Source organism: Streptomyces sp. NRRL S-378, assembly GCF_000720645.1.
Classification (GTDB): domain Bacteria; phylum Actinomycetota; class Actinomycetes; order Streptomycetales; family Streptomycetaceae; genus Streptomyces.
This window is the reverse complement of record NZ_JOBX01000050.1, coordinates 44,566-66,931: the sequence shown is the minus strand read 5'-3', so window position 1 is coordinate 66,931 and position 22,366 is coordinate 44,566. Positions and strand designations below refer to the sequence as shown.

23 protein-coding genes and 1 pseudogene are annotated in these 22,366 nt (G+C 72.8%); 11 read left to right on the top strand and 13 right to left on the bottom strand.

Going from position 1 to position 22,366, the window contains the following annotated elements; translation table 11 throughout:
- Positions 1–196 precede the first annotated feature (196 nt).
- Positions 197–820 (bottom strand): TetR family transcriptional regulator, encoded by a 624-nt coding sequence (locus tag IH80_RS0128715; protein ID WP_030964367.1) that lies wholly within the window; start codon positions 818–820, stop codon positions 197–199.
- 216 nt (positions 821–1,036) lie between these two features.
- On the opposite strand from IH80_RS0128715, the gene IH80_RS0128710 reads away from it, so the two are divergent.
- The 3 genes from IH80_RS0128710 (at position 1,037) to IH80_RS0128700 (ending at position 4,234) form a co-directional block, all read left to right on the top strand.
- Positions 1,037–2,356, top strand: a complete 1,320-nt coding sequence (locus tag IH80_RS0128710; RefSeq protein WP_030964365.1) for a glycosyltransferase family 4 protein — start codon at positions 1,037–1,039, stop codon at positions 2,354–2,356.
- Between the two features lie 64 nt (positions 2,357–2,420).
- On the top strand, positions 2,421–3,155 hold the full coding sequence (locus IH80_RS0128705; RefSeq protein ID WP_030852354.1) for a class I SAM-dependent methyltransferase: 735 nt from the start codon (positions 2,421–2,423) through the stop codon (positions 3,153–3,155).
- The gene (locus IH80_RS0128700; RefSeq protein ID WP_030964364.1) at positions 3,152–4,234 is read left to right on the top strand and encodes a prenyltransferase; all 1,083 of its coding nucleotides are present in this window, start codon (positions 3,152–3,154) and stop codon (positions 4,232–4,234) included. The genes IH80_RS0128705 and IH80_RS0128700 overlap by 4 nt, the downstream gene beginning before the upstream one ends.
- A 96-nt stretch (positions 4,235–4,330) precedes the next feature.
- Here IH80_RS0128700 and IH80_RS0128695 read toward each other — a convergent pair whose 3' ends face one another.
- Entirely contained in the window at positions 4,331–4,633 is a 303-nt protein-coding gene (locus IH80_RS0128695) for a hypothetical protein (protein WP_078906787.1), read from the bottom strand.
- 230 nt (positions 4,634–4,863) lie between these two features.
- Between IH80_RS0128695 and IH80_RS0128690 the strand changes: the two genes are divergently transcribed.
- The gene (locus tag IH80_RS0128690) at positions 4,864–5,382 is read left to right on the top strand and encodes a hypothetical protein (protein WP_420708871.1); all 519 of its coding nucleotides are present in this window, start codon (positions 4,864–4,866) and stop codon (positions 5,380–5,382) included.
- Positions 5,383–5,455: 73 nt separating this feature from the next.
- The gene (locus IH80_RS41065) at positions 5,456–5,851 is read left to right on the top strand and encodes a hypothetical protein (protein WP_051810064.1); all 396 of its coding nucleotides are present in this window, start codon (positions 5,456–5,458) and stop codon (positions 5,849–5,851) included.
- Here IH80_RS41065 and IH80_RS0128680 read toward each other — a convergent pair.
- The 7 genes and pseudogenes from IH80_RS0128680 to IH80_RS44950 form a co-directional block, all read right to left on the bottom strand.
- On the bottom strand, positions 5,848–6,858 hold the full coding sequence (locus tag IH80_RS0128680) for an LLM class F420-dependent oxidoreductase (protein WP_030964359.1): 1,011 nt from the start codon (positions 6,856–6,858) through the stop codon (positions 5,848–5,850). The two genes, IH80_RS41065 and IH80_RS0128680, sit on opposite strands and share 4 nt — an antisense overlap.
- A 1,136-nt stretch (positions 6,859–7,994) precedes the next feature.
- Positions 7,995–8,894: pseudogene (locus IH80_RS46295) on the bottom strand (peptidoglycan recognition protein); the annotation flags it as partial.
- Between the two features lie 382 nt (positions 8,895–9,276).
- The gene (locus IH80_RS0128665; protein WP_030964354.1) at positions 9,277–10,095 is read right to left on the bottom strand and encodes a membrane protein; all 819 of its coding nucleotides are present in this window, start codon (positions 10,093–10,095) and stop codon (positions 9,277–9,279) included.
- A gap of 155 nt (positions 10,096–10,250) precedes the next feature.
- Entirely contained in the window at positions 10,251–11,246 is a 996-nt protein-coding gene (locus IH80_RS0128660; protein ID WP_030964353.1) for an N-acetylmuramoyl-L-alanine amidase, read from the bottom strand.
- 100 nt (positions 11,247–11,346) lie between these two features.
- A complete protein-coding gene (locus tag IH80_RS0128655; protein ID WP_030964352.1) occupies positions 11,347–11,988 on the bottom strand; it encodes a class I SAM-dependent methyltransferase in 642 nt (213 codons plus the stop codon).
- A 92-nt stretch (positions 11,989–12,080) separates the two neighbouring features.
- Complete coding sequence (locus tag IH80_RS46945; protein ID WP_267883527.1) at positions 12,081–12,215, bottom strand: hypothetical protein; 135 nt, start codon at positions 12,213–12,215, stop codon at positions 12,081–12,083.
- Positions 12,212–12,454 carry a hypothetical protein gene (locus tag IH80_RS44950; protein WP_030964351.1) on the bottom strand — a complete coding sequence of 81 codons (243 nt, stop codon included), beginning with the start codon at positions 12,452–12,454 and terminating at the stop codon, positions 12,212–12,214. The genes IH80_RS46945 and IH80_RS44950 overlap by 4 nt, the downstream gene beginning before the upstream one ends.
- A gap of 71 nt (positions 12,455–12,525) precedes the next feature.
- Here IH80_RS44950 and IH80_RS0128640 point away from each other — a divergent pair, with 71 nt between their 5' ends.
- The 5 genes from IH80_RS0128640 to IH80_RS0128620 all read left to right on the top strand — a co-directional run bounded on the left by IH80_RS0128640 (position 12,526) and on the right by IH80_RS0128620 (position 19,211).
- Positions 12,526–12,792: a DUF397 domain-containing protein gene (locus IH80_RS0128640; RefSeq protein WP_030964350.1), complete on the top strand. Its 267-nt coding sequence runs from the start codon at positions 12,526–12,528 to the stop codon at positions 12,790–12,792.
- Positions 12,793–12,827: 35 nt separating this feature from the next.
- Entirely contained in the window at positions 12,828–14,426 is a 1,599-nt protein-coding gene (locus IH80_RS0128635) for a serine/threonine-protein kinase (protein WP_030964349.1), read from the top strand.
- Positions 14,427–14,799: 373 nt separating this feature from the next.
- Positions 14,800–15,561, top strand: a complete 762-nt coding sequence (locus IH80_RS0128630) for a hypothetical protein (protein WP_030964347.1) — start codon at positions 14,800–14,802, stop codon at positions 15,559–15,561.
- Positions 15,562–15,869: 308 nt separating this feature from the next.
- The gene (locus IH80_RS0128625; protein WP_030964346.1) at positions 15,870–18,002 is read left to right on the top strand and encodes an acyl-CoA dehydrogenase; all 2,133 of its coding nucleotides are present in this window, start codon (positions 15,870–15,872) and stop codon (positions 18,000–18,002) included.
- A gap of 12 nt (positions 18,003–18,014) precedes the next feature.
- On the top strand, positions 18,015–19,211 hold the full coding sequence (locus IH80_RS0128620; protein WP_030964345.1) for a thiolase C-terminal domain-containing protein: 1,197 nt from the start codon (positions 18,015–18,017) through the stop codon (positions 19,209–19,211).
- A gap of 200 nt (positions 19,212–19,411) precedes the next feature.
- Here IH80_RS0128620 and IH80_RS44945 read toward each other — a convergent pair whose 3' ends face one another.
- The 4 genes from IH80_RS44945 to IH80_RS45440 form a co-directional block, all read right to left on the bottom strand.
- A complete protein-coding gene (locus tag IH80_RS44945) occupies positions 19,412–19,840 on the bottom strand; it encodes a hypothetical protein (RefSeq protein WP_030964344.1) in 429 nt (142 codons plus the stop codon).
- Positions 19,841–19,963: 123 nt separating this feature from the next.
- The gene (locus IH80_RS0128610) at positions 19,964–20,248 is read right to left on the bottom strand and encodes a hypothetical protein (protein WP_037881341.1); all 285 of its coding nucleotides are present in this window, start codon (positions 20,246–20,248) and stop codon (positions 19,964–19,966) included.
- Entirely contained in the window at positions 20,235–20,777 is a 543-nt protein-coding gene (locus IH80_RS0128605) for an RNA polymerase sigma factor (protein ID WP_030964341.1), read from the bottom strand. The genes IH80_RS0128610 and IH80_RS0128605 overlap by 14 nt, the downstream gene beginning before the upstream one ends.
- Positions 20,778–20,936: 159 nt before the next feature.
- Entirely contained in the window at positions 20,937–21,290 is a 354-nt protein-coding gene (locus IH80_RS45440) for a DNA-binding response regulator (RefSeq protein ID WP_234432411.1), read from the bottom strand.
- Between the two features lie 217 nt (positions 21,291–21,507).
- Between IH80_RS45440 and IH80_RS0128590 the strand changes: the two genes are divergently transcribed.
- Positions 21,508–22,362 carry a MaoC/PaaZ C-terminal domain-containing protein gene (locus IH80_RS0128590; protein ID WP_030964339.1) on the top strand — a complete coding sequence of 285 codons (855 nt, stop codon included), beginning with the start codon at positions 21,508–21,510 and terminating at the stop codon, positions 22,360–22,362.
- Positions 22,363–22,366 lie beyond the last annotated feature (4 nt).

Sequence of the window (22,366 nt, the reverse complement as noted above, 5' to 3'; positions counted from 1 at the left end):
CCGCCGTCCCGTCACACCGCTGCCCCGCTGCCCCGCCGCGCCGTCACACCGCCGTCCCGTCACACCGCTGCCCCGCTGCCCCGCCGCGCCGTCACACCGCCGTCCCGTCACACCGCTGCCCCGCCGCACCGCCCCCCCACACACACACCGCCGCCGCGTCTTCCGTCCCCGTGCTGGTGGAGGGGCAGCGGTTGCTTCAGGACTTTTCCGGGGACGTCAGGTCGATGAGGCGGCAGACCGTTTCGATGTCGATCTTCACCTGGGCGATCGAGGCGCGGCCCGACAGCCAGGTGATCAGTGCGGAGTGCCAGGTGTGCTCGATGACCCGGACCGCCGACAGCTGCTCCGCGGTGGGCGGGCGCTCCAGGCCCATCGCGTCCAGGATGATCGCCGTGGTCAGGCGGGACACGGTGTCGACCTCGGGGCTCACGCTCCGGTCCGCGAAGGTCAGCGCCCGCACCATCGCGTCGGCCAGCTGCGGCTCCCGCTGGAGCGCGCGGAAGGCGCGCATCAGGGTCTCCGCGACCCTGGCCGCCGGTTCGTCCCCGGCGGGCGGCCGCTTGCGCAGCGTGGTGTGCATGTGCTGGAGCTGGTCCTGCATGGTGGCGACCAGCAGGTGCACCTTGGACGGGAAGTAGCGGTAGAGGGTGCCCAGCGCCACGCCGGCCGCCTCCGCGACCTCGCGCATCTGGACGGCGTCGAAACCGCCCCGGCTGGCCAGCTGGGCGCTCGCGTGCAGGATCCGGCGGCGGCGTGCCTCCTGGCGCTCCGTCAGAGGAGGCGACGCCGGTGTGGTGACGGCCTTCACTTCCGCACTCATGTGTCCCGTTCCGTGTCGTTGCGCGGGCTGTCTCCGGGCTGATCCGCAGCCAGCATGGCAGGCGCCGCGTCGTGGCGCGAATCACCTGCTCCACCTCTTACGGTGTGGTTTCCGGCCGGTAGATTCAATGCTCTTAGACGGATCAAGTCTGAAACTTGTTCTACATTATCCGAGCGGTTACGCTCCGGCGAAAGTGCAGTGAGAAGGGGGCCGAGAGTGACCGCTGAGGCCGTGGCGACGAGCCCTTTCGCGGGTCCCGCCGACGACGGCGAGCGTCCGCTGCGCATCGCCCTCCTCACCTATAAGGGGAACCCGTTCTGCGGCGGTCAGGGCGTCTACGTCCGGCACCTCTCGCGCGAGCTGGTCCGCCTCGGACACTCCGTCGAGGTCATCGGCGCACAGCCCTACCCGGTGCTCGACACGGGCGCCACGCTCACCGAACTCCCGAGCCTCGACCTGTACCGCAGCCCCGATCCCTTCCGCACACCCAAGCGCGACGAGTACCGGGACTGGATCGACGCCCTGGAAGTCGCGACGATGTGGACCGGCGGCTTCCCCGAGCCGCTGACCTTCTCCCTGCGGGCCCGCCGCCATCTGCGGGCTCGCACCGGTGAGTTCGACGTCGTCCACGACAACCAGACCCTCGGCTACGGCCTGCTCGGCGACGTCGGCGCGCCGCTGGTGACGACGATCCACCACCCCATCACCGTCGACCGCAAGCTCGACCTCGACGCCGCGCAGGGCCGCGTGAAGCGGGCCTCCGTACGCCGCTGGTACGCCTTCACCCGCATGCAGGGCCGCGTGGCCCGCAGGCTGCCGTCCGTGCTGACCGTCTCCGGATCCTCCAAGCAGGAGATCGCCGACCACCTCGGCGTCCGAGACGAGCGCATCCACGTCGTGCACATCGGCGCCGACACCGACCTGTGGTCGCCCGACGCGTCGGTGGCCGAGGTCCCCGGCCGCATCGTGACCACCTCCAGCGCCGACGTCCCCCTCAAGGGCCTCGTCTTCCTCGTCGAGGCGCTCGCGAAGCTGCGCACCGAGCAGCCCGACGCCCACCTCGTCGTCGTCGGCAAGCGCGCAGAGCAGGGCCCCGTCGCCCGCGCCATCGAGACGTACGGCCTCCAGGACGCCGTCCGCTTCGTGAAGGGCATCACCGACGCCGAGCTCGTCGACCTGGTGCGCAGCGCCGAGGTGGCGTGCGTGCCGTCGCTGTACGAGGGCTTCTCGCTCCCGGCGGCCGAGGCCATGGCCACGGGCACCCCGCTCGTCGCCACCACCGGCGGTGCGATCCCGGAGGTCGCCGGTTCCGACGGCGAGACCTGCCTCGCCGTGCCGCCCGGCGACGCCGGCGCCCTGGCCGCCGCGCTGGGCCGGATGCTGGGCGATCCGCAGCTGCGGGCCCGCCTCGGCGCGGCCGGACGCGAACGGGTCCTGACCCGTTTCACGTGGGCCGCTGCCGCCGAGGGGACCGCCGCGCACTACCGTGCCGCCATCGAGCAGTCCCGGGTCGCCCGCAGCCGCCGCGCCCGGTGATCTTCCGCCTCATCCCCACCGTCCCCACCCCCGTACACCCCCGCGACCGCGAAGGCAGGACCCCGTGCTGACCGTCGATTTCTCCCGGTTCCCGCTCGCCGCAGGCGATCGTGTGCTCGACCTCGGCTGTGGCGCAGGCCGCCACGCCTTCGAGTGCTACCGGAGAGGCGCCCAGGTGGTCGCCGTCGACCGCAACGGCGAGGAGATCCGCGAGGTCGCCAAGTGGTTCGCCGCGATGAAGGAGGCCGGCGAGGCCCCGGCGGGCGCCACCGCCACCGCGATGGAGGGCGACGCCCTCGCGCTGCCCTTCCCCGACGACTCCTTCGACGTCGTCATCATCTCCGAGGTGATGGAGCACATCCACGACGACAAGGGCGTGCTCGCGGAGATGGTCCGCGTGCTCAAGCCCGGCGGACGCATCGCCATAACCGTTCCGCGCTACGGCCCGGAGAAGATCTGCTGGGCGCTGTCGGACGCCTACCACGAGGTCGAGGGCGGCCACATCCGCATCTACAAGGCGGACGAGCTGCTCGGCAAGATGCGGGCCGCGGGCCTCAAGCCGTACGGCACGCACCACGCGCACGGGCTGCACTCCCCGTACTGGTGGCTCAAGTGCGCCTTCGGCGTGGACAACGACAAGGCGCTGCCGGTCAAGGCGTACCACAAGCTCCTGGTCTGGGACATCATGAAGAAGCCCCTCGCGACGCGGCTCGCGGAGCAGGCCCTCAACCCCCTCATCGGCAAGAGCTTCGTCGCGTACGCGACCAAGCCGCACCTGCCCGTCGGCGCGGCGCAGTGAGCTCGCCCGGGCGTACCGAACACCTGGTCCTGGACGGCGTACTGACCGCGGAGCAGGCCGCCGAGACGGTCGCGGGCATCCTCGCGGTGCAGCGCGCCGACGGCGCCATCCCGTGGTTCCGCGGCCACCACCTCGACCCGTGGGACCACACCGAGGCGGCGATGGCGCTGGACGCGGCCGGCGAGCACGAGGCCGCCGAGCGGGCGTACGAGTGGCTGGCGCGGCACCAGAACCAGGACGGTTCCTGGTACGCGGCCTACGCCGACCGGCCGGACGGCGTGGACACCGCCGAGCCGCAGGACGCGAGCCGCGAGAGCAACTTCACCGCCTACATAGCCGTCGGTGTCTGGCACCACTACCTGTCGACCGGCGACGACACCTTCCTCGACCGCATGTGGCCGGCCGTCTACTCGGCCGTGGAGTGCGTCCTGTCGCTCCAGCAGCCGGGCGGCGAGATCGGCTGGAAGCGGGAGGCGGACGGGACGCCGGTGACGGACGCGCTGCTGACCGGGTCGTCCTCCATCCACCAGGCGCTGCGCTGCGCGCTGGCCATCGCCGAGCACCGCGAGGAGCCGCAGCCGGACTGGGAGCTCGCGGCGGGCGCGCTGCGGCATGCGATACGCCGTCATCCGGAGCGGTTCCTGGACAAGGACCACTATTCGATGGACTGGTACTACCCGGTCCTCGGTGGTGCCCTGACCGGCGCTGAGGCCAAGGCGCGGATCGAGGGCCGCTGGGACGAGTTCGTGGTGGCGGACCTGGGGGTGCGGTGCGTCCTGCCGAACCCGTGGGTGACGGGCGGCGAGTCCTGCGAGCTGGCGCTCGCGCTGTGGGCGACGGGGGAGTCGGACCGGGCGCTGGAGATCCTGCGGTCGATCGGGCACCTGCGCGCGGACAACGGCATGTACTGGACGGGGTACGTCTTCCAGGACGACGCGGTGTGGCCGGTGGAGCAGACGACGTGGACCGCCGGGTCGCTGCTGCTGGCCGTCGCGGCGCTGGGCGGGGACGAGGCCACCACGGAGGTGTTCGGCGGGGGTTCGCTCCCGGCGGGGCTGGAACCGGACTGCTGCGGCTGAGCCGGACCTGATGCGAAGAGGGGCCCTCCCCGCCCGACGGCGGGGAGGGCCCTTTCGCGCCGTCGGGGGTGCGGGCGCGGGGTGCGGGGGCGGGCGTCAGCGGCGGTAGAGCCATCCGGCGACGGCGTGGCCGACCAGGACGTAGACGACGGCGGCCAGGCCGTAGCCGACGACGACCTGGATCCATTCGCGACTGAAGGTGAACAGGTCGTAGGACCAGCCCGCCAGCCAGCTCGCGGTGTCGTGGATGAAATTGACGAGCTCGTTGCCCTGGTTGGCGTCCAGGAACCAGAGCACGATCCACAGGATGATCACGAAAGCAAGCACGTCCGCCACCAGAGCGACGGCCCGGCCTGCCTGACTGCTTCCTCGGGTGCGTACTCGCGTGTGTGTGGGCATGCTGCGCGTGTTGCCGCCCGGGCGCGTCGCAAACCCGAACGGGTCCGCCGGGTGGCGGGCCCGCGCGGCCGGGGTGAGGCTGCGGGGGACGCCTGAGTCCCCGGAGGAAACCGTGTCCGTACCCACGACCGTCCGATTCCGTCGCGCCCTCACGGCGGGTCCTGTCGACCGCGCTGCTGGCCGGTGCCACCGCCTGCGGCAGCGGTGGCGGCGGTACCCAGCGGGAGGAGTTGTCCGCCGCTTCGATGGGCGAGCTGGCCGCGCTCGCCGCGGCGGAGCCGGTGGCGGTGGAGGCCGACGAGCGGGCCGCCGTGACGCCGTCGCCGAGCACGTCGGCGGAGAAGCAGAAGTTCGCCAAGACGCGTTTCGTGGCCAACGCGTCGCTCGCGGCGGGCGCGACGTACCAGTGGATCGTCAAGCCGTACCGGGAGGGCAAGTTCAAGAAGGGTGCGAAGGGCCGGACCTTCGCGCTCATCAAGGCGGGCCTGGCGGGCGCGTTCGCGTACAACCGGCTCAAGGCGGCGGCCGACAACGCCAAGGGCGACCCGCTGCTGTCGAAGGCGGTCGCCCCGCTGACGGCGGGCATCGAGTCGCTGAAGGGGCTCGGCAGCAAGCTGCGCAAGGGCCAGGCGGGTGACGCCGACATCTCGTCCTTCGACGCCGTCATCAACGGCGTGAAGGAAGCGGGCAGGAGCGCGGGCGCCGAGGTGACCAACAAGGTCCCCAGCGCCTCCCAGCTCGGCGGCTAGCCCCGACCACGACCCGGCCCCGCGGCCGAGGGGCGTCGCCGCCCGCTCGGCCGCGGGCTGTTTCAATGGGCGTGTGATCGAGTACGTGGTGCTGGCCGGTGGGGTCGTCGGGGTCGGGTGGCTGGTGCGGCGCAGGCATCGGGCGCGGGCGGGCGCCGCGCCCGTGCCGGGGATCCCGGGCATGGCGCGGCAGCCGGCCGGTCAGGGCCGCTGGCGGCCGGGCCGGGTGTACGTCGAGGGGGGCGCGGCCCGCTGGGTTCCCCAGCGCGGGGAGGCCGTGGCGCTGCCCGGGGGCCGGGCCACCGGGCTGCGGGTTCCCTCGATGAAGGAGGGGATCTCCATCAACCCGGGCTCGCGGATCGTGGCCTGTGCGTACGACGGCGGCGGGAGCATCGAGATCGCCGTGATGCCGCTGGACGTGCGCGAGCTGCTGGAGGCGCTGCCGCAGGCGGACACCTCCTCGCCTTAGCTGTTGAGCTCTGCCAGGACGCGCAGGGTGTGCGGGTCCGGGGCCGTCACGAGCAGGTCCGTGACGGGGCCCCTGCGCCACAGTTCCAGCCGTTCCGCGATCCGCTCGCGTGGTCCGACCAGGGAGATCTCGTCGGCGAACGCGTCCGGGACGGCGAGTACCGCTTCCTCCTTGCGGCCCGCGAGGAAGAGCTGCTGGATGCGGCGGGCCTCCTCCTCGTAGCCCATGCGGGCCATCAGGTCGGCGTGGAAGTTGCGGGCCGCGTGGCCCATGCCGCCGATGTAGAAGCCGAGCATGGCCTTGACCGGGAGCAGGCCCTCGGCGACGTCGCCGCAGACCTTGGCGCGGGCCATCGGGGCGATCATGAAGCCCTGGGGGAGGTCGGTGAGGGAGGCCCGGTAGACGTCCGTGCGGGTGGGTGACCAGTACAGGGGCAGCCAGCCGTCCGCGATCCGGGTGGTCTGGGCGATGTTCTTCGGGCCCTCGGCGCCCAGCAGGACCGGGAGGTCCGCGCGCAGCGGGTGGGTGATGGGCTTGAGGGGCTTGCCGATGCCGGTTGCGTCCTCGCCCCGGTACGGGTGGCTGTGGAAGCGGCCCTCCACTGCGACCGGGCCCTCGCGGCGCAGGACCTGGCGGATGACGTCGACGTACTCGCGGGTCGCGGTCAGCGGGCTCGCGGGGAAGGGGCGCCCGTACCAGCCTTCGACCACCTGGGGGCCGGACAGGCCCAGGCCCAGCATCATCCGGCCGCCGGAGAGGTGGTCCAGGGTGAGGGCGTGCATGGCGGTGGCGGTCGGGGTGCGGGCGGCCATCTGGGCGATGGCGGTGCCCAGGCGGATCCGCGAGGTGTGTGCGGCGATCCAGGTCAGTGGGGTGAAGGCGTCGGAGCCCCAGGCCTCGGCGGTCCACACCGAGTCGTAGCCGAGCCGTTCGGCTTCGGTGGCGAGGTCGAGGTGGGCGGGACTGGGACCGCGGCCCCAGTAGCCGAGTGCGAGTCCGAGGCGCATGCGGTGAAGTTGAGGTTGGAGGCGCTCGTGCGGGTCGTGCCGTTCGGGTAGACCGACACGTGGCTGGAGGTGGTCGGGTTGGTCGCCGTCACGTTCAGGATCACCGCGGTGACGCCGGTCGCCGGCACGCCCTCGACGCCCGCGACGGGCAGGGTGACGACGGTGAAGTTGAGGTTGGAGGCGCTCGTGCGGGTCGTGCCGTTCGGGTAGACCGACACGTGGCTGGAGGTGGTCGGGTTGGTCGCCGTCACGTTCAGGACCACCGCGGTGACGCCGTCCTGCGCCGGGAGCCCGTCGACGGCCGACAGATCGAGGTCCAGGACGCCGCCCTGGCCGACCGGGGCGGTGGGCACCCCGCCCGTGCCGTCCCGGGTGTCCAGGATGCGCTTCGGGCCGAGGTTCACATGGGTTCCGCCCTCGCCGCTCGCGAGGAAGTAGCCGGTGATGTCCGCTATCAGGTCCACGGAGCCCGCGCTGTTGTAGAACTGGATGATCCCGTCCTGGACGGGCACGACCACCAGGTTCGGGATGGTCTGGCCGGCGGTGAAGTTGAGGTTCGACGCGCTCGTGCGGACCGTGCCGTTCGGGTAGACCGACACGTGGCCGGCCTCCGTGGGGTTGGTCGCCGTCACGTTCAGCACCACGGAGGTCACCCCGTACGCCGGGACGCCCTGGACGCCCGCGACCTTCAGGGGCACCACGCCGCCCGGCCCGACCTTGGCCTTCGGCACGCCCAGGCCCTCGCGCGTGTCCATCAGGCGCTTGGGCAGGACCGGGACGTACTTGACGTCCGAGACGTCCGCGTCGACGGTGACCGGCAGGCTCGTGGACACCTTGCCGTTCTGGGCGGTCGCCCGGATCTGGATCCGGTGGCTGCCCGGGCTCAGCATGGTGGCGACGCGCGTGGCGTCACCGGCGACCGTCGCGACCGACGCGCCGTCCACCAGCAGCTCGAACGAGCGCACCAGCGGGGCGGCCGTGCTGGTGGAGAAGTCGACCACCAGCGGTCCCGGCGTCTTCACCGTGGCACCCGGCACGACGGCCTTCTCGTTCACGGCTCCGATCTTCAGCCGGGCTGCGGGGCCCGACTTCCGGATCGTGTCCAGCTGCGGGTACAGCTGGTGGCCCGGGCACTCGGTGTTGAAGCCGTCCCGGTGCCCGGAGACCGTCCGGAACGGGTACGGCTGCCCGGCGGTGAAGCTGGTGCCCGCGTAGTTCTTCTGCGTGGCGCCCGCGGTCAGCGTCGTCGTACCGTCCATGTCGACGTCGTACTGGCCCAGTTTGTACGCGGCCATCTTCGAGATGCCCTCGAGCGCGGCGGGTGAGGCCCCGGCGTTCGTGTAGTCCCCGAGGACCGCGACGCTCGTCGACTCCGAGTTGAAACCGTAGGTGTGGGCGCCCATCACCGGCTGGTCCACACCGCCCTGACGGCCCTCGAAGAGGGTGCCGCACTTGTCGACGAGGAAGTTGTAGCCGAGGTCGCGCCAGCCGTTGGTCTTCACGTGGTAGACGTGCAGGCCGCGGACGATGGCCGCGGAATCGGTGCACTCGTACGGCGCGGTCGCCGCCGTGTGGTGCACGAAGAGGGCCTTGATCTTCCCGCCGGCAAGGTAGATCGGGCCCTCGTTGTTCAGGGACTCGTCGGCGCCCCACGTGGCGCGCGAGACGACGTCCGGCCGGGGCGCCGTCGACTCCGGCCCCGGAGCCACCGCGGCAGCGGCCGCCGCCCGGGCACCCGAGGCGGGCGCGGACTCCGCCGCGCCGGTGGACCCGGCCCTGCCCGGGTCCACCAGGTCCAGCTCCAGGCCGGCGGGCAGCGCGGCCGAGCCGCCGCTCACCCGTACCTCGGCCCCGTCGGCGGCTCCGACCCACACCGGCTCGGTGGCGCCGCGCGCCCCCGGCCGGTCACCGTCGAGACCCGCCTTGAACGGCTCCAGCGTGACCCACGGCGTCCACGCCCCGGTCCGGGCGTTCCGGCTGCGGGCCTCGATCTTCCCCTGCACCTCTGCTGCGGCGTCCTTCCAGGACACGCCCATGAGCCCGAAGCGCTCGGTGCCGTGCGCGGAGACGGCCGCCTCCGTGGCACCCTTCGGCTCCAGCGCGAGCCTGCGGACCGTGCCCCCGACCGGGCCGCTCGTCCCGGCGGAAGCGCTGCTGCCCGCCCGGTCCGGACCGGGCCCGGCGGCCGCGGCCACCCCCGGCAGGCACAGCGTCGCGACGACGCCCAGCGCGGCGGCCAGAGCCGTACCGCGCATGCGACTTGCTATCACGTAGTTCCCCACCCGTTTCAACTCATCGAATATCAGTGCTGGTTGGGTCGATGCTACTGACCCGTACCGACAGCCCCGAACGCACGACGCCCCACCGGAGGACCGGTGGGGCGTCGTGGTGGAACGCGGTGGGGTGCGGGTGCGGGGATCAGCCGCGCTGGATCCCCGAGGTGTCGCTCAGGATGCCGCGACGACCGTCCTGCGTCTGCGCGACCAGGGCGGCGCCGCCGCGCTGTTCGACCGCCAGGTACCAGGTGCCCGGCGCGAGTTCGGCGATCTGCGTGGGCGAGCCGTCCTCGGCGAAGAGGGGACGGGCCACCGGCACCGCGAACCAGAACGGGCTGAAGTCCGCCGCCGGGGCGGGCGTCGCCGCCTGCTGGCCGGCGCCGGAGTCCTGGGGTCCGGGCGCCGGAGTCGGCGTGCCGCCGTACGGCGGGACCGGCTGCGGGGTGGAACCGTACGGCTGCTGCCCGCCCGGGTAGCCGTACCCGGCACCCGGCTGCGGCTGGCCGCCGTACGGCTGCGGGGCGGCGGGCCGGGCCTCCGGCACCAGCGAACCGGCGAGCGCCGGAACCTTCGCGCCGAAGAGGGCCACGCCGGCCAGGGCCAGCGTGGAGAGGAAGGCGATGACCGCGCCCGCGCCCAGGTCGAACGTGCTCGGGCAGGTGATCAGCGCCCACAGCGCGGACCAGGCGGCCGACACGGCGAGGACCGTCCCCCACGCCGCCAGCGGCAGGCCGACGACCTTGCGGCTCTCCGGCTGGAAGCGGCCCGCGACGAGCAGGCCGGCGGCGATGAAGCCGAGCAGGAAGACGCTGGGGAGCACCAGGCGGTAGGCATCGGTGTCCCAGGGGCTCGGGAGGTCGACGCCCGTGGTGGAGTAGAAATCGAGGAACGAGGCGATGAACAGCAGCACCGCTGCTCCGATCACCACGCCGTCGCCTCGAGTGAGGGAGCGGATGTTCACGTCTTAGGTGTCCTTCTCGGTCTCGGTCGTCTCGTGGTGCCGCGGTCGCAGCGCAGATCGTGCCTGCAGCAGGGCGGGCGGCACCATGGTACGGATGTATCCCGCAACCGAGAGGATCGGGGCGGCGGGCGCCCCGGCGGGACGCCCGAGAGGGACTACCCGCCCAGGAAGCCGACGATGCCGTCCGCGATGCCCTGGGCCGCCTTCTGCCGCCACTCCGGACTCGTCAGCTGCGCCGCGTCCTTGGCGTCACGCATGTTGCCGCATTCGATGAACACCTTGGGGCGAGTTGACAGGTTCAGTCCGCCCAGATCGTCGCGGACCACCAAGCCGGTTCCGCCGCCGAGGTAGTTGGCGGGCGCCGAACCGGTGGTGCGGGCGAAGTTCCCGGCGATCCGTTCGCCGAGCTCGCGCGAGGGTCCCACGATCTTCGCGGTGTCGGCGGCCCCGCTCTTGACCTTGGCCGGGAGGATGACGTGGAAACCGCGGTTGCCGGCCGAGGCGCCGTCGGCGTGGACGGACACGACGGCGTCGGCGTTCGCCTCGTTGCCGATGCGGGCGCGCTCGGTGATGCAGGGCCCCCAGGCGCGGTCGCCCGTCTCGTGGGTGAGGACCACCTTCGCACCCTGGGCCTCCAGGGCCGTCCGCAGTCGCTTCGAGACGTCCATCGTGAACTCCGCCTCCATGTAGCCGGAGTTCGTGGTGGTCCCGGTGGTGTCGCACTCCTTGCGGTTGGTGCCGATGTCGACCTGCTGGTCGATCTCGTCGGTGTGCTGGAAGTTGCCGGTGTTGTGCCCGGGGTCGACGACCACGGTCTTCCCGGTCAGCGGGCCCTTGGCGGGGACCGGTGCGGGGGCCGCCGCGGGCGTGCTCGCCTCCGCGCTCGGGCTCCCGCTCGGGGTGGCGCCCGGCTTCGCGTCCCGCTGGCCCGGCGACAGCGCCGAGTGCGAGGCGGGCTGCGGTGCCGAGGCGGGCCGGTTCCCGCCCGGCCCGGCCCCGGACAGCGCCTGGGTCAGGACCCAGCCCGCCAGGCAGGCCGGGGCGAGGGCGGCGATCCCGACCACGAGCGTGGAGCGTCGGGTGAACCAGTGCCGGTCCGGATTCGCCGAGGAGCCGGACTCGGGGGGCGGGGGGCTGTCGTCGTAGCGCACGTCCGCGATGCTAGACCGCCGCCCGGTGGCCCGGCCGGTACTGCGCCATACGGGGGCGTGGTGCGCTTATATGAACGGTTGCGTGGGCGGTGGGCCGACGTCAGATGCCCGGGCCGGTGCGGCGCAGCACGCGCAGCGAATCGGTCACGGAGACCTCCTCGAAGGCACCGGAGGCGAGAGCGCGCAGGTAGATCCGGTACGGGGCCTGGCCGCCGGCCGCCGGGTCGGGGAACACGTCGTGGATGACGAGCGTGCCGCCCTCGGCCACGTGCGGGGCCCAGCCCTCGTAATCGCCGGTCGCGTGCTCGTCGGTGTGGCCGCCGTCGATGAAGACGAAGCCGAGCCTGCCGCCCCAGGCCGCCGCGACCTGCGGGGAGCGGCCGACGATCGCGATCACGTGCTCCTCCAGCCCGGCCCTGTGGAGGGTGCGGCGGAAGGTGGGCAGGGTGTCCATCAGTCCGACCTCAGGGTCCACGACCGTCGGGTCGTGGTACTCCCAGCCGGGCTGCTGCTCCTCGCTGCCCCGGTGGTGGTCCACGGTGATCGCGGCCACGCCGGCCTCGCGGGCGGCATCGGCGAGCAGGATGGTCGAGCGCCCGCAGTACGTGCCGACCTCCAGCAGCGGCAGCCCGAGCGCCCCGGCCGCGGCGGCGGCCTCGTACAGCGCGAGGCCCTCCCGTACGGGCATGAACCCCTTGGCGGCCTCGAAGGCGGCGAGGGTCTCCGGCTTGGGGGTGGCCATGTCGTTCCTCCTGCTGAGCTGCGTGTGGCGGCCCATGCTGCCCTACCGCCGGGTAGGGGTCCATGGCGGGGGGCTTCGCAGGTGCGTGTGGATCAGCGACCGAACAGCCGGGACAGTCCGCCGCCCGGCCCGCCGGAGCCGTCCGCGCGCCGCCGCTCCCGTACGGCTCGCCGGAATTCCGACCGGGTGTCGGAGACCTCCTGGGCCAGCCGTTGGGTGCCGCTCAAGCGGTGATCGTGTCCGGATGCTCCAGGCCCAGGACCCTTACCATGCGCGGCAGAATCCGTTCCAGGTCGGTCGCGGACTGCCGGCGGACCCGCACCGCCCGGTGGTAGGAGGCGCGGACGGTGAGGGGGTCCTGAGCGCCCAGTGCCTCGGTCAGGTCGTCGACCAGCATGGCGAGCCGGTCGGCGATGTCCGCGGGGGAGTCCGCCAGCAGCTGCGCCAGCCGACGATCCAGCATCACGCGGAGGCAGGCTGCCGCCCTCCCGCTGGAGGACTCGGTGGCGCTGATCGCCCGAGTGATGGAGGACCGCTATGGACACCAACCAACACCCGACGGGCGCGAAGGGGCGTAAGTCCTCGTACAGCGCCGACACCGGCGGAGAGTGCGTCGAGTGCGCCCCGCTCGGCTCCCTGGCCTGGCGCAAGGCCTCGTACAGCGGTGACACCGGCGGTGATTGCGTCGAGGTGGCCGCGCAGCCCTGCCTCGTCGCCGTGCGGGATTCCAAGAACCCCGACGGGCCCGTGCTCACCGCCCGCCCTGCCGCTTTCGCCGCGTTCGTGAGGGCCGCCTCTGTATGATCCGCTCCCGACTCGGGGGATGAGGGGGCAGGGGCATGGAACAGGTAGGGCCGGGGGGCCCGACGCACGTGGGGCCGTTCGAGGTCGTCGGCGTGCTCGGGCAGGGCGGGATGGGCCGGGTACTGCTGGCGGCCGGCCCGGACGGGCGGCTCGTCGCCGTCAAGCAGGTCCTTGCGCAGTTCGCCGACGACGAGGGCTTCCGGGCGCGTTTCCGCCGTGAAGTCACCGCCTCGCGCAAGGTGTCCGGCGCCTACACGGCCGCCGTGATCGACGCCGACCCGGACGCGCCCATGCCCTGGCTGGCCTCGGTCTTCGTCCCCGGACCCTCCCTCGGGGCGGTGGTCAAGGCGGTCGGGGTGCTGCCGGAGGACGTCGTACGCCGCCTCGCCGCGGGACTGACCTCCGCCCTGGCCGAGATCCACCGGGCCGGACTCGTCCACCGGGACCTCAAGCCCGACAACGTGCTCCTCGCCGAGGACGGCGTCCGCGTCATCGACCTCGGCATCGCGCGGGCCACGGAGGGCGAGGTCGAGGGGGAGCCCGGGCTGACGCGCACGGGCTGGGTCGTCGGATCGCCCGCGTACATGTCGCCCGAACAGGCCGAGGGCAAGCCGCTCACGCCCGCCAGCGACATCTTCTCGCTCGGATCCGTGCTGGTCATGGCGGTGACGGGCAGCAGCCCCTTCACCGGGGCGTCCACCCTCCGGACGCTGTACGACGTGGTGCACGCCGAGCCCGACCTGCGCGGGGTCCCGGCGGGGCTGCGCGACCTGGTGGCGCGCTGTCTGGCCAAGGATCCCGAGGCCAGGCCGTCCTCGGTGGAGCTGCGCGAGCTGATCGGTCCGGTGACGCCGTCGGGGCGCCAGTGGCCGACGGCCGTGTACGAGATGCTCGCCGCGCAGCGGACCCGGATCGACGGGCTGCTGGACGGCCGCCCGGCAGCCGCCGCCCCGGAGCCGGAGCCGGAGTCGGAGCCCGTATCGGCATCGCAGCCCGTGTCCCTGCCCGTGGCGTCCACGCAGGGCACCCCGATGCCGGTGCCCCCGCTGCCGACCGCGCCGCCCGACGCCCGTCGCCCGGAGGGTCCGCGGCGGGGCCGGCGCAGGGTCGCGGCGCTGGTGGCGGCCGGCGTGCTCCTCGTGGCCGGTACCGGTACCGCACTGTACGTACGGGACCGGATGAACACGCCCATCGCCTACACGGCCGTCCCCCGTTGCCAGGAGGCGCGCGAGAAACTGCCGCTGGACCTGCGGCCGTCGACGGCGGACGCCCGGTCCGAGGCGGCCGACGGCGCGCAGTCGAGCTGCAACGGCGGCGGCGACACCGCCGCGTCGCCGACCGCCCTGGTCCGGTGGAACGTGAGTCTCGGCGGTGACGCGGACGCCAACGCGGCCGCGCAGAGGCGGCTTTTCCAGTCGGAGGCGGCTGGTCAGCGCACGGCGTCCCGCCTGGGGTTCGGCACCGAGGCCTACTGGGGGTCGGCCGGTGCCGGCTGGACCTGCGTCCTCGGTGTGAGAGAGGGCAATCTCTCCGTCCGGGTCAGCCTCCGGGCGAAGCCGTACACCAAGGGCGCCTGCGAGGCCAAGGCGAAGGACGCCGCCCGCGCGGCACTGAAGGCCGCCCCGCGACGCTGACCCACCGCACCGCCGTACCGACCCGCACCGACCCGCGCTGACCCGCACCGACCCGTGTCGTGTCCGGCTGAACCTTGCGAGGCGACCCTGTCGTGACCTGCGGCTCGCAAAGCAGAGCGGGACGAACGCCTTGAGCGCCGTCCAGATGCACCCTGCAAGTTCGGCGGACTCTTCGACCACGGCCGCCACTCGAGAGCGGGCCGGTGTCGGCTGTGGAGGTCACTGCCGGCCTCACTTGTCGCGGGATTCCAACAGCACACGGTGATCTCGTCTCGGTGGAGATGTCGCCGGGAAACGACGGCAGTCGGGCGCGGCGCGGGTATCGCTGGTCAGGGGTGCGTGGCGTGTCAGTAGGCGCTGGCAGTCTTACCTCGTGAAGATCAACGGATTTGACGATGACTCGCTGGTGGCCGGGGAGGAACTGGTCTCCCGCCGGGGTTTCTGGGTCGCATACCTCATGTGGATGTGCTACCCGGAGACGTGCGTGGGGGAGCCTCCACCGACCCCGGAGTGGTTCGGCGCGGACTCGGCCGATGCCTACGCTGTGTCCGACGCGCTGACGGACGAGGACAACCGGCCCGTGTTCCGGGTCCCGTTCGGCGGTGGGCACACCGCGGTGGTGGTGAACGGTTCCGAAGAGCAGGGCACGCACTACCTCATCACCCACCCCGACTGGGAACGACACGGCCACCTCGCGACCATCGACGGACCCCAGGTGGGCCCTGGCCTCTCCTGGCGGGAACTGCTGCACATCGCCGAGACCCCGGACCACGCGTCCCCCGGAATCCATGACCGGCACGCCCGACTGCTGCTCCTGCTGCCCGCGATGAGCGACCAGGAGACGCTGTACGAGCGCATATACGCCATGGCGCCGACGCCGGCGATCGACGCAATCGCCGAGGCGCTGGTCCGGGTCGGCGTTCTGGCGGACAAGGCTGAGCGCATGGCGGAGATCCTCGTGGACCATCGGCTGTGGGACCCGGCCTCCTGGTCGCTGTCCGACGAGCAGCCCTTCGGCGGCATTCTCTACAGCGATGACCCCCGCAGCCCGCGACATGACGTGAGGCTCGCCCAAGGCATCACTCAGGAACAGCACGAACAGCTCGCCCGCGCACTCGGAACATGGCCCATCTGACGTCAAGAACCGACACGATGCCGGAAGTCGGCAACATGACTTTTCCGGTCTACCGGCTGCTCTCGTCCCTGAGCACCCTGTGGTCTCAGCTCTCGCCGATATGGCCACGGTGTCGTGCGCAGAGTCGATGTCAGTGCGGCGCAGGTCCGCTCGCCAGGGAACGCGAGACCTCGCAAGATCCCTCGCAACCTATGCCCGGACTTCGCAGGGTCCGGTGAGACAAGACAACCCGCGCCGGCCGGACCACCCGTGAAGAACACCTTCGTCTGACCTTCCGTCAGATTGGAACGTGTTCTAGTCTGCCGCGCATGGGCATCGGAATCACGCAGGAGCAGCGGGAGTTGGCCGAGGCGGTGCGCGGCTGGGTGGCGCGCGTCGTGCCTCCCGAAGAGGTGCGCAAGCTGCTCGACTCCCCGCCGCGGACCGGGGTGCGGCCCGGGTACTGGGACGCGCTGGCGGAAGCCGGACTGCTGGAGCCGCACCTGGAGGGCGGCACCCTGCTCGACCTGGCCGTCGTCGTCGAGGAGGCGGCCCGGGCCGCGCTGCCCGGCGCGTACCTGCCGAGCGCGCTGGCCTCCGTACTGCTGGACCGGGCCGGGGCCGAGCCGCTGGCCGGCCGGGTCGGGGCGGTCGCGCTGGGGCCGGGGACCCTGACCGCCGTGGCCACCGAGGGCGGCGGTCACCTGCTCGACGGGCTCGCGCCGCCCGTGCTCGGCGCGGGCGAGGCCGACCTCGTGCTGCTCGCCGCGGAGGCCGCGCACGGGACCCGCTGGTTCGCCGTGGACGCTGCCGCGCTGGACATCCGTACGCACGAGAGCGCCGACCCGACCCGTCCCACCGCCGAGGTGCGGGCGCGCGGCGCGGTCGTCCCCGCGGGCCGGCTGCTGGAGCTGGACGCCGCCCTCGTCCGCGACCTCGCCTGCGTGCTCTTCGCCGCCGACGCCTGCGGCACCGCCGCCCGGGCCCTGCACACGGCAGCCGAACACGCCAAGGTGCGCGAGCAGTTCGGCCGGCCCATCGGGCAGTTCCAGGGCGTCAAGCACCTGTGCGCCGACATGCTCGTACGACTGGAGCAGGCCCGGGCGCTGGCCTGGGACGCCGCGCAGGCCATGGACGAGCCGGCCGACGTGCGCTCGCTCGTGGCGGCCCTCGCCGCCGGGACCGCGCTGGACGCCGCGTACTCCTGCGCCAAGGACTGCATCCAGATCCTCGGCGGGATCGGCTTCACCTGGGAGCACGACGCCCACATCCACCTGCGGCGGGCGGTCGTCGCCCGCCAGCTGCTCGGCCCCGGCGACGGGCACCGCGTACGGGCCGTGCGGTACGCGGCGGGCGGGGCGCGGCGCGAGCTGCGCCTGGAGCTGCCGGCGCAGGCCGAGGAACACCGCGCGAAGGCCCGAGCCGCCATCGAGGACGCGCGCGGGCTCGACCCGGCCGCCGCCCGGCGGATCCTGGCCCCCACCGGCTACGCGGCCCCCCACCTGCCGCCGCCCTACGGGCTCGGGGCCGGGCCCGTCGAGCAGCTCGTCGTCCAGCAGGAGCTCGCGGCGGCCGGGGTCGGGATCTCCGACCTCGGCATCGCCACCTGGATCGTGCCCTCCCTGCTGGCCTACGGGACGCAGGCGCAGCGCGACACCTACGTCCTCCCCACCCTGCGCGGGGAGATCACCTGGTGCCAGCTCTTCTCCGAGCCGGGCGCAGGCTCCGACCTGGCCTCGCTGCGGACCCGGGCCGCGCGGCGGGAGGACGGCTCCTGGCTGGTCAACGGGCAGAAGGTGTGGACGAGTTCCGCACACACCGCCGACTTCGGGATCCTGCTGGCCCGTACCGATCCGGCGGCGCCCAAGCACAAGGGGCTCGGCTACTTCGTCGTCGCCATGAAGAACACGCCCGGTATCGACATCCGGCCGCTGAAGGAGATCACCGGCGAGGCCCTCTTCAACGAGGTGTACCTCGACGACGTCGAGCTCCCGGCGGACGCGCTGGTCGGCGCCGCCGACGGCGGCTGGCAGGTGGCCCGCAACACCCTCGGCAACGAACGGGTGCACATGGCCGACCGGATGACCTTCGACACCGGGCTGGAGGCCCTCCTGGCGCGCGCCGCCGACCTCGACGGCGCCCAGCGGGCGCGGATCGGCGCGCTGGCCGCCGAGGCGCACGCCCTGGCCTGCATCGGGCTGCGCACCACGCTCCAGCAGGTGTCGGGGCTGGAGCCGGGCGCGGGCGCCTCCGTGCGCAAACTCGTCCAGACCCCGCACCAGCAGCGGACCGCCGAGCTCGCGCTCGAACTGCTGGGGCCGGCGGGCGCGGTGCGGGAGGGGGCGGGGGAGCGGGCGGTGCACGGGATGCTCATGTCCCGCTGCCTGACCATCGCCGGGGGCACCACGCAGGTCCAGCTCAACGTCGTCGCCGAGCGGATTCTCGGCCTTCCCAGGGACTAGGAGTCATCGGGCATGAAGTCGTACATCGTGGGCGTGGGCATGACGAAGTTCGAGAAGCCCGAGTCGCGGGACTGGCAGTACTGGGACATGGCGAAGGAGGCCGGGGCCGCGGCCCTCGCGGACGCGGGCGTGGACTACGCCCTGGTGCAGCAGGTGCCGGTCGGTTACTGCTTCCAGGCCTCCACCGCCGGCCAGCGCGCGGCGTACGAGCTCGGGCTGAGCGGGGTGCCGGTCTACAACGTCAACAACAACTGCGCGACGGGGTCGACGGCGCTGATGATGGCGCGGCAGTTCGTGCAGGGCGGGCTGAGCGACTGCGTGCTGGCGCTGGGCTTCGAGAAGATGAAGCGGGGCGCGCTGGGCGGGGGAGCCGACGGAGCCGCTGAAGGATCCTTCAAGACCTCGCCGGTGGCCCGGCACTACGGGATCATGGCGGCGGGGCACGGCTTCGAGATGTCCCCGCCCACGGCGCAGATCTTCGGCAACGCGGCGCGGGAGCACATGGAGCGCTACGGGACCACGCCCGCGCAACTGGCGGCGGTCGCCGCGAAGAACCACCGGCACTCGGCGGACAACCCGAACGCGCAGTTCCAGGACGTGTACGCGGTGGAGGAGATCCTGGCGGCGAAGGAGATCCACGCGCCGCTGACGAAGCTCCAGTGCTCGCCGACCTCGGACGGTGCGGCGGCGGCCCTGGTGGTGTCCGAGCGGTTCCTGGTCGCGCACGGGCTGCACGGCAAGGCGGTGGAGATCGTCGCGCAGGCGATGACGACGGACACGGAGGAGTCCTTCGCGTCGGGCTCCTGCATCGACGTGGTCGGCAAGCCGATGACGGCGGCCGCCGCGCGGCAGGTGTACGAGGGGTCGGGGCTCGGCATCGAGGACGTGGACGTGGTGGAGCTGCACGACTGCTTCTCGATCAACGAGCTGCTCACGTACGAGGCGCTGGGCATGTGCGAGGACGGGGCCGCGGGCAAGCTGGTGGAGAGCGGGGCCACGACGTACGGCGGGCGGTGGGTGGTGAACCCGTCCGGAGGGCTGATCTCGAAGGGGCATCCGCTGGGCGCGACGGGGCTGGCACAGGCGGCGGAACTGGTGTGGCAGCTCCGGGGCGAGGCGGGGCCGCGGCAGGTTCCGGGGGCCCGCGTGGGTCTGGCCCACAACATCGGCCTGGGCGGCGCGGCGGTGGTGACGATGCTGCGCCGCTGACCGTGTGGCCCGCCGCCCGGGACGCTGCCGCCGTGCCCCGTGCCCCGTGCCCCGTGCCCCGTGCCCCCTGCCCCGTGCCCCGCGCGGCGTGGGCCGGGCCTCCGTGGCCCGGCCCCGGACCCCGTGCCTCGACCACCGGCGGCGCCGGATCCGGTGGCCGATGCCCACAGCCGGACGTGGGCGAGAAGTGCGGCGCCGGGTCAGAGCTTCTGGATGTCCTTGTGCACGACGTCGGAGCCGGGGTGGTCGGCGGCCAGACGCACCTTGAGGGGGTGTCCGGCCGGTGCCTTGATGATGATGTCGGGGTACTCGACCAGGCCGGTGCCGTTGCAGGAGGGTTCGGTGGTCAGGTGGGACCAGCCGTCCGTGCCGTGCGGGTTGTTCCACGACACCCAGGCGCAGTCGAGCTCGCCGCTGTAGATCGTCACCGACTTGATCCTGACCGAGTTCACCGCGCCGTCGACGCGTTCGTAGAGCACCGTCCCGGTGTTGTGGTGGCGGCCCTTGCCGGCCTCCAGGTCGGCCTGGAGGACCGGGCCGGCCGGGGTGTCGGCGGTGGCCGGAGCCGCGCCTGCGGCAAGGGTCGCTAGGACGAGCGCAGCGGCGGCGGGCAGGGCGGACAAGCGCATGACGGACCTCTCCACGAACCGGGTTGAGGAGCTCCATCCTGGTCCAGTACGCGGTCGGGCGCTGCGGCGGAATCCGTCAACCGGTGGCCCGGATCGGACGGTCGGGCCCGCGCCGTGCCGGGATCACCGGGCCACCGGTTTCAGCTCGCAGCGGCCTTCCGTGCACGTGCGGCGGAGCCGGCCGCGGGAGACGGTCTCGGCGAGGCCGATCGCCCAGCACATGGGGCAGCCGCGCAGGGCGACCACGCCGACGGGGGCCAGGAGCAGGGTGGCCGGGCCGAAAACCGGGATGAGGGCGAAGGCCGCTATCAGCGAGCCGAAGCCCAGCGCGCCGCGTGCCAGATGCCGCGGTACGGACGCGCTCGCGAAGCCGGAGCCGGAGGAAGCCGGGGTGTCAGTGGTGGGCACGGGTGTCTCCCAGGGTGAGCTGGAGGGCCGCGCGGGCCCGGTGGAGCCGCGACTTCATCGCGGCGGTGCTGAGGCCGAGGGCCTCGGCGGTCGTCCGGCCGCTGTGCCCCTGGACGTCGCGCATGATCAGTACGCTCCGCTGGTCGGCGGGCAGTGCGGCGATGGCCTCCGCCACCTGCCCCGCCTCCAGGTGACGCAGCACCTCGTCCTCCGCCGACATGACCGCCGTGTCCGGCAGCGGCGGCCGCTCCCGTGGCATCAGCCGGGCGCGGCGCAGGCATTCGTTGCGGACGATGCGGAACATCCAGGAGGCCAGTGCCCCGGAGGCCCTGAGCATCCCGATCCTGCGGTACAGGATGATCAGTGCCTCCTGGGCCGCGTCCTCGGCATCCTCGCGCGAGGCGCACAGCGAGTGCGCGAAGCGGCGTACGTTCGGGTGCGATCCGGCGACCAGCGCGGTGAGCGAGTCGAGGTCGCCGCCCTGCGCGGCGACGACCAGGTCCTCGCCCGGCCAGGTGCGGTCAGCCACGGGCCCGGCCCCGCCTGCGCAGGACGGCGACGGTGCACGCGCAGAGCAGGACGGCCGCGCCGGCCACGACGAGAACTGTGATCATGTCAAAACCTCCAGGTCAGGTGCCGACCTCGGCGTCGGCAACATACACAGGAGGCGCGGGAAGCCCGAAAGGATTCACCCCAGGGCCGGATCGACCACCGTCTCGCCCGTCGAGGCCCGGCGGATCGCTTCCGCCAGGTCCTCCACCCGGTCGTCCCGCAGGACCAGGCCGGCCGCGCCGGCGGCGAGTGCGGCCTCCCGCAGACCGGGGTGTGCCGAGCCCGTCAGGACGAGGATCCGGCACTCCGGATCGTCCTCCAGCAGGGCGGTCACCGTCGCGAGCTCCTCGACGAGGGCCACTTCGGGGCGGGCCATCGGATCGCGCACGACCTCGATGTCCGGCTGGAGGCCGAGCCGGAGCGCCAGGGCCGGATCGGGAGGGTCCAGCAGGACCCGCAGGGCGCGGCCTCGGCGGTGTTCCACGGGCATTTCGTCCACCGGGAAAGCCTATCTGACGGGGAGTCAAGAGTCTTCCCAAGTGTGGGGGCGTGCGTTATACATTCCCTCACCGGCCGACCCTAGAACGCGTTCTAGAACCGGCCGCCCCGCATACGACCTCGGTGCGGCCGACGGTGCGGACGGCCGCGCCGAGGTCTTCCAGGGCAGCGATTTTCCCGACCCACCGACGACAGGGAGCCGCATCCTCATGCCGATCGATGCCGCCAGGGCCCTCGCCGCAGACCCCCGCCAGGGGGACATCGGCTGGGACCACAAGGACATCCAGCTCTACCACCTCGGCCTCGGCGCGGGCCTGCCGGCCACCGACCCCGACGAACTGCGCTACACCCTCGAATCCAAGCTCCACGTCCTGCCCAGCTTCGCGACCGTCGCCGGAGCGGGCATGGCCATGCTCGGCGGCCTCGCCGCCCCCGGCATCGAGGTCAACCTCGCCCATGTCCTGCACGGCGGCCACTCCATCGAGCTGCACCGGCCCATCCCGGTCAAGGGCCGGGCCACCTCCAGCTCCAAGGTCGCCGCCGTCTATGACAAGGGCAAGGCGGCCGTGATCGTGCTGCGCTCCGAGGTCGCCGACGCCGACGGGCCGCTGTGGACGAGCGACGCGCAGATCTTCGTACGGGGAGAGGGCGGCTTCGGCGGCGAGCGCGGCCCCTCCGCCCGGGAGGAGCTGCCCGGGCGGGAACCCGACCGGGTCGAGGAGCGGCACATCCGCGAGGACCAGGGGCTCCTCTACCGCCTCTCCGGTGACTGGAACCCGCTGCACGCCGACCCCGAGTTCGCCAAGCTGGCGGGCTTCGACAAGCCGATCCTGCACGGCCTGTGCTCGTACGGGATGACCCTCAAGGCCGTCGTCGACACGGCCCTCGGCGGGGACGTCTCCCGGGTCCGCGCCTACCGCACGCGCTTCGCCGGGATCGTCTTCCCGGGCGAGACGCTGCGCATCCGGATGTGGCAGGAACCCGGCCGCGTCCTGGTCTCGGTGACCGCCGTCGAACGCGACGACGCGCCGGTCCTCGCCGACACCGTCGTCGAACACGCGTAACACT

Coding starts and splice junctions, on each gene's coding strand:
- IH80_RS0128640 (WP_030964350.1), top strand. CDS start 12,526: ATGGACACCAACCAACACCCGACGGGCGCGAAGGGGCGTAAGTCCTCG.
- IH80_RS0128695 (WP_078906787.1), bottom strand. CDS start 4,633: ATGCCCACACACACGCGAGTACGCACCCGAGGAAGCAGTCAGGCAGGC.
- IH80_RS44945 (WP_030964344.1), bottom strand. CDS start 19,840: ATGCGCTTGTCCGCCCTGCCCGCCGCCGCTGCGCTCGTCCTAGCGACC.
- IH80_RS0128590 (WP_030964339.1), top strand. CDS start 21,508: ATGCCGATCGATGCCGCCAGGGCCCTCGCCGCAGACCCCCGCCAGGGG.
- IH80_RS0128635 (WP_030964349.1), top strand. CDS start 12,828: ATGGAACAGGTAGGGCCGGGGGGCCCGACGCACGTGGGGCCGTTCGAG.
- IH80_RS0128655 (WP_030964352.1), bottom strand. CDS start 11,988: ATGGCCACCCCCAAGCCGGAGACCCTCGCCGCCTTCGAGGCCGCCAAG.
- IH80_RS0128620 (WP_030964345.1), top strand. CDS start 18,015: ATGAAGTCGTACATCGTGGGCGTGGGCATGACGAAGTTCGAGAAGCCC.
- IH80_RS0128680 (WP_030964359.1), bottom strand. CDS start 6,858: ATGCGCCTCGGACTCGCACTCGGCTACTGGGGCCGCGGTCCCAGTCCC.
- IH80_RS0128715 (WP_030964367.1), bottom strand. CDS start 820: ATGAGTGCGGAAGTGAAGGCCGTCACCACACCGGCGTCGCCTCCTCTG.
- IH80_RS0128625 (WP_030964346.1), top strand. CDS start 15,870: ATGGGCATCGGAATCACGCAGGAGCAGCGGGAGTTGGCCGAGGCGGTG.
- IH80_RS45440 (WP_234432411.1), bottom strand. CDS start 21,290: ATGCCCGTGGAACACCGCCGAGGCCGCGCCCTGCGGGTCCTGCTGGAC.